The sequence below is a fragment of the Micromonospora deserti genome, assembly GCF_003236335.1.
Classification (GTDB): Bacteria; Actinomycetota; Actinomycetes; order Mycobacteriales; family Micromonosporaceae; genus Micromonospora; species Micromonospora deserti.
Genome location: NZ_POUB01000395.1, coordinates 1 through 4119 on the forward strand (window position 1 = coordinate 1; position 4119 = coordinate 4119).

General features: G+C 74.0%; 4 protein-coding genes and 1 pseudogene. 3 read left to right on the plus strand and 2 right to left on the minus strand.

Annotation, left to right across the window (positions count from 1 at the left end; genetic code table 11):
• Together C1I99_RS29920 and C1I99_RS29925 are read right to left on the minus strand one after the other, a co-directional pair.
• Positions 1-782, minus strand: a 782-nt coding sequence (locus C1I99_RS29920; protein WP_111137530.1) for a class I SAM-dependent methyltransferase, incomplete at its 3' end; no start/stop codon positions are given.
• Between the two features lie 25 nt (positions 783-807).
• Positions 808-1572, minus strand: coding sequence for an SDR family NAD(P)-dependent oxidoreductase (locus tag C1I99_RS29925; RefSeq protein WP_111137531.1), 765 nt, complete (start codon positions 1570-1572; stop codon positions 808-810).
• Positions 1573-1753: 181 nt separating this feature from the next.
• Between C1I99_RS29925 and mshA the strand changes: the two genes are divergently transcribed.
• The 3 genes and pseudogenes from mshA to C1I99_RS29940 form a co-directional block, all read left to right on the plus strand.
• Positions 1754-3124 carry a D-inositol-3-phosphate glycosyltransferase gene (gene mshA / locus C1I99_RS29930; RefSeq protein WP_111137532.1) on the plus strand — a complete coding sequence of 457 codons (1371 nt, stop codon included), beginning with the start codon at positions 1754-1756 and terminating at the stop codon, positions 3122-3124.
• Between the two features lie 93 nt (positions 3125-3217).
• The gene (locus tag C1I99_RS29935) at positions 3218-3805 is read left to right on the plus strand and encodes a type III secretion system chaperone family protein (protein WP_111137533.1); all 588 of its coding nucleotides are present in this window, start codon (positions 3218-3220) and stop codon (positions 3803-3805) included.
• A 78-nt stretch (positions 3806-3883) separates the two neighbouring features.
• Positions 3884-4119: pseudogene (locus C1I99_RS29940) on the plus strand (hypothetical protein); the annotation flags it as partial.

Below are 4119 nucleotides of genomic sequence, written 5' to 3' on the forward strand. Positions count from 1 at the left end.
ATGGTGGGCCAGGGGAGGGTTAGTTCGCCGTGGCGCCAGCGGCGGGGGCCGTCGAGGAGGGGCCAGCCGGCCTCGCGGAGCGCGGCCACGGTGTGCAGCCAGCGTTGCCGGGGGCCGAACGGGGCGTAGCCGGCGGCGGCCCGCCAGGCGTCGTCGAGCGCCTGGATCAGGCCGTGGATCCGCTCGCCGGGGACGTTGTGGTGGATCAGCGCCTTGGGTAGCCGCTCGGCCAGCTGGGCCGGGCTCTCCAGGGTGCTCAGCCGGGCCGCCAGGGTGAGCGAGCGTGGCCCGGCGGCGTCGATCAGCAGCCAGCCGCCGAGCCGGCCCAGCTCGTCGCAGGTGCCCTCGACCAGCAACCCGCCCGGGGCCAGCCGGGCGGTCATAATCCGCCAGGCGTCGGCCACCTCGCCCTCGTCGTACTGGCGCAGGACGTTGAAAGCGCGGACCAGGGCGGGACGCAGCCCGGCCAGCTCGAAACCACCGCGGGTGAAGGTGAGCCACGGCGGATCGGCGGCCAGCTCGGCGGCGGCCACCCGCACCGGGTCGATCTCCAGCCCGACCACCCGGGCGTCCGAGCGGACCCGGGCGGCCAGCCGGGCGCGCAGTTCGACCGCGGTGACCGGGGTGGCGCCGTAACCGAGGTCCACGACCAGCGGGTCGGCCGCCGCGCGGAGCGCGTCCCCGCAGGTCTCTACGATCCAGTTGTCCACCCGGCGCAGCCGGTTGGGATTCGTCGTCCCCCGGGTCACCACCCCGAGGGGGCGCTGCGCCGACTCCGCCACCGTCGCGTCCGACCGCCGGCCCGGTTCAGCCGACCCGGTGCACCTTGTGCTGGGCGGCCTGCGCCAGTGGCCGCACGACGAGGCGGTCGACGTTGACGTGCTGGGGTCGGGTGGCGCACCAGGCGATGCAGTCGGCCACGTCCTCGGCGACCAGCGGCTCGGCCACCCCGGCGTAGACCGCGGCGGCGCTGTCCGCGTCGCCACCGAAGCGGACCAGCGAGAACTCGTCGGTCTTCACCATGCCGGGGTCGATCTCGACCACCCGCACCGGCCGGCCGCACAGCTCCAGGCGCAGCGTGCCGGCCATCGCCGTCTGCGCGTGCTTGGCGGCGGCGTAGCCGCCTCCGCCCTCGTACACGGTGAAGCCCGCGGTCGAGGAGACGATCACGATGGTGCCCGCTCCGGAGGACTCCAGCGCGGGCAGCAGCGCCTGGGTCACCCGTAGCGTGCCGAGCACGTTCACGTCGTACATCCACTGCCAGTCGCCGACCGAGCCGGACTCGACCGGGTCCACGCCGCGGGCGCCGCCGGCGTTGTTCACCAGCAGGGTGACCGGCCCCGGCGCCCGGTCGGCCGCCGCGGCGAGCTCGGCCACCGACTCGTCGGAGGTGACGTCGCAGGCCACCGCCGTGGCGGCCCCGCCCGCCGCCTCGATCTCCGCGATCAGGGCGGTCAGCCGATCGGTGCGCCGGGCGGCGGCGAGCACGTGGTAACCCTCGGCGGCGAGCCGGCGGGCGGCGGCCGCGCCGATCCCGCTGGACGCTCCGGTGACGATCGCGACAGAGGTCATCGGGCCATTCTCACCCCCACCCGACCGGTGGGCGCAGTCGGCACCGGGATGAGGTCCGTCACGCCTGGGGGCCGCGGCGGGCATTACCGACGCGCGATCGGGAAGATGACATCCGGCGTGGAGGTTGACCGAGGCACGCCGGTCGTGCGGGACGGCAACAACCGTGACAGAGGGAGCGGACGTGGCGGAATTGCACACCGGTGTCGGTCGTCAGCGAGGTGCCCGTCCGTGGCCCCGCCCCCGCCGGATCGCGACGCTGTCGGTGCACACCTCGCCGCTGCACCAGCCGGGCACCGGTGACGCGGGTGGGATGAACGTCTACATCCTGGAGGTCGCCCGCCGGCTGGCCGAGGCGAACGTCGAGGTGGAGATCTTCACCCGGGCCACCTCCGGGGACCTGCCGCCGGTGGTCGAGATGGCACCGGGCGTGCACGTCCGGCACGTCACCTCCGGCCCCCTGGAAGGGCTCACCAAGGAGGAGCTGCCCGGGCAGCTCTGCGCGTTCACCGCCGGCGTGCTCCGCGCGGAGGCATCCCGCCCGCCTGGGCACTACGACCTGATCCACTCCCACTACTGGCTCTCCGGCCAGGTCGGCTGGCTGGCCAAAGAGCGCTGGGGCGTGCCCCTGGTGCACACCGCGCACACCCTGGCGAAGGTCAAGAACGCCCAGCTCGCCGCCGGTGACCGGCCGGAGCCGAAGGCCCGGGTGATCGGCGAGGAGCAGGTGGTCGCCGAGGCCGAACGGCTGGTCGCGAACACCGGCGTCGAGGCCCGGGACCTGATCGACCGGTACGAGGCCGACCCGGCCCGGGTCGCGGTGGTCGAGCCCGGCGTGGACCTGGACCGGTTCAGCCCGGCCCCGGGGGACCGCGGGCTCGCCATGGCCGCCGCCCGCCGCCGGCTCGGGTTGCCCACCACGGGGTACGTGGTGGCCTTCGTCGGCCGGATCCAGCCGCTGAAGGCCCCCGACGTGCTGATCCGCGCGGTGGCTGCGCTGCGCGAGCACGACCCGGCGCTCGCCGACGAGCTGACCGTGGTGATCTGCGGCGGCCCCAGCGGCAGCGGGCTCGACCGGCCGACCGCCCTGATCGAGCTGGCTGCCGCCCTCGGCGTCACCGACCGGGTGCGGTTCCTGCCGCCGCGCACCGGCGACGACCTGCCCGCCCTGTACCGGGCCGCCGATCTGGTCGCGGTGCCGTCGTACAACGAGTCGTTCGGCCTGGTCGCGCTGGAGGCGCAGGCCTGCGGTACGCCGGTGGTGGCCGCCGGCGTCGGCGGTCTGGTGACCGCGGTGCGGGACCATGTCAGCGGGGTGCTGGTCGGGGGCCACGATCCGGTCGACTGGGCCCGCACGATCGGCCGCCTGCTGCCGGACCGGCGGCGCCGGGCCGAGCTGGCCCGGGGCGCGGAGCTGCACGCCCGCAACTTCTCCTGGCACCGCACGGTCACCGGCCTGCTCGCCGTCTACGGCGACGCGATCGCCGAGCATCGGGCCCGGCTCACCGCCGAGCTGGCCGGGGCTGGTGATGCCGCCTTGTCCTGCTCCTGGTGACGGTGACGGTGGCGGGGACGTGGCGGTGGCGGTGCCACCGGACGCCCGGCCGCCGTCCGGTGGGTGGCCGGCGGCGGCCGTAGAGTGGATCCGATGAGCGCGAAGCGTGATCTTGCGGCCCTGATCGAGTCGGTCTGCGACGAGCGGGAGTTGGTCTGGGAGTCCACCGGCCCCGGGTCGTACGCGGTCACCCTGCCGGGCACCCACAAGCTCAGGACGATCTGCAACTTGATCGTCGGCGAGCACGCGCTGCGGATCGAGGCGTTCGTGATGCGCCAGCCCGACGAGCGGCGCGAGGAGCTGTGGGCCTGGCTGCTGCAGCGCAACGCCCGGATGTACGGCGTGTCGTTCTCCATCGACGCGGTCGGCGACGTCTACCTGACCGGGCGGGTCAATCCGGCCGGCATCGACGCCGACGAGCTGGACCGCCTGCTCGGTGCGGTGCTCGCCTACGCCGATGAGTCGTTCGACACGATGCTGGAGATCGGTTTCGGCAGTTCGATCCGGCGGGAATGGGAGTGGCGGGTCAAGCGGGGCGAATCCACCGCCAACCTCGCGGCTTTCGCGCACCTCTTCGAGAGTTCCACCTCCGCTTCCCTAGGAGTCGACGGCGTCGGTGGGGCGTCCGGCCGGTCCGGCGGCGGCGCTTCCGGCGGCGACGGAGGTTCGGACCGATCCTGAGGGGTATGCCGCACCACGCGGTGCGGCAGTGGGACCCACCGCGTGCCGAGGACGGATGTCGAGGAGCGTGAGCGTCCCATGGCTCAGCGAAGCAGCTCAGGTCGCGGCGGGACTGCGACCAGGATGAAACAGCAGGCGGGCAACCAGACCCCGAACACCCCGGAGATCTCGGAGTCCGCGATATCTCGGATGAAGATCGACGAGATCCGCGGGCGGCTGCGCCGGCGCGGGGTCTCCGGGATCTCCGCGCTTCGCAAACCGGAACTGGTCAAGACGCTGGTCCGGGCCCTGCGGGCGGAGCGCGGAGATCCCGG

What these genes read in the sequence shown, in the direction of transcription:
- C1I99_RS29935 (WP_111137533.1), top strand. Translation starts at nt 3,218, where the DNA reads ATGAGCGCGAAGCGTGATCTTGCGGCCCTGATCGAGTCGGTCTGCGAC.
- C1I99_RS29925 (WP_111137531.1), bottom strand. Translation starts at nt 1,572, where the DNA reads ATGACCTCTGTCGCGATCGTCACCGGAGCGTCCAGCGGGATCGGCGCG.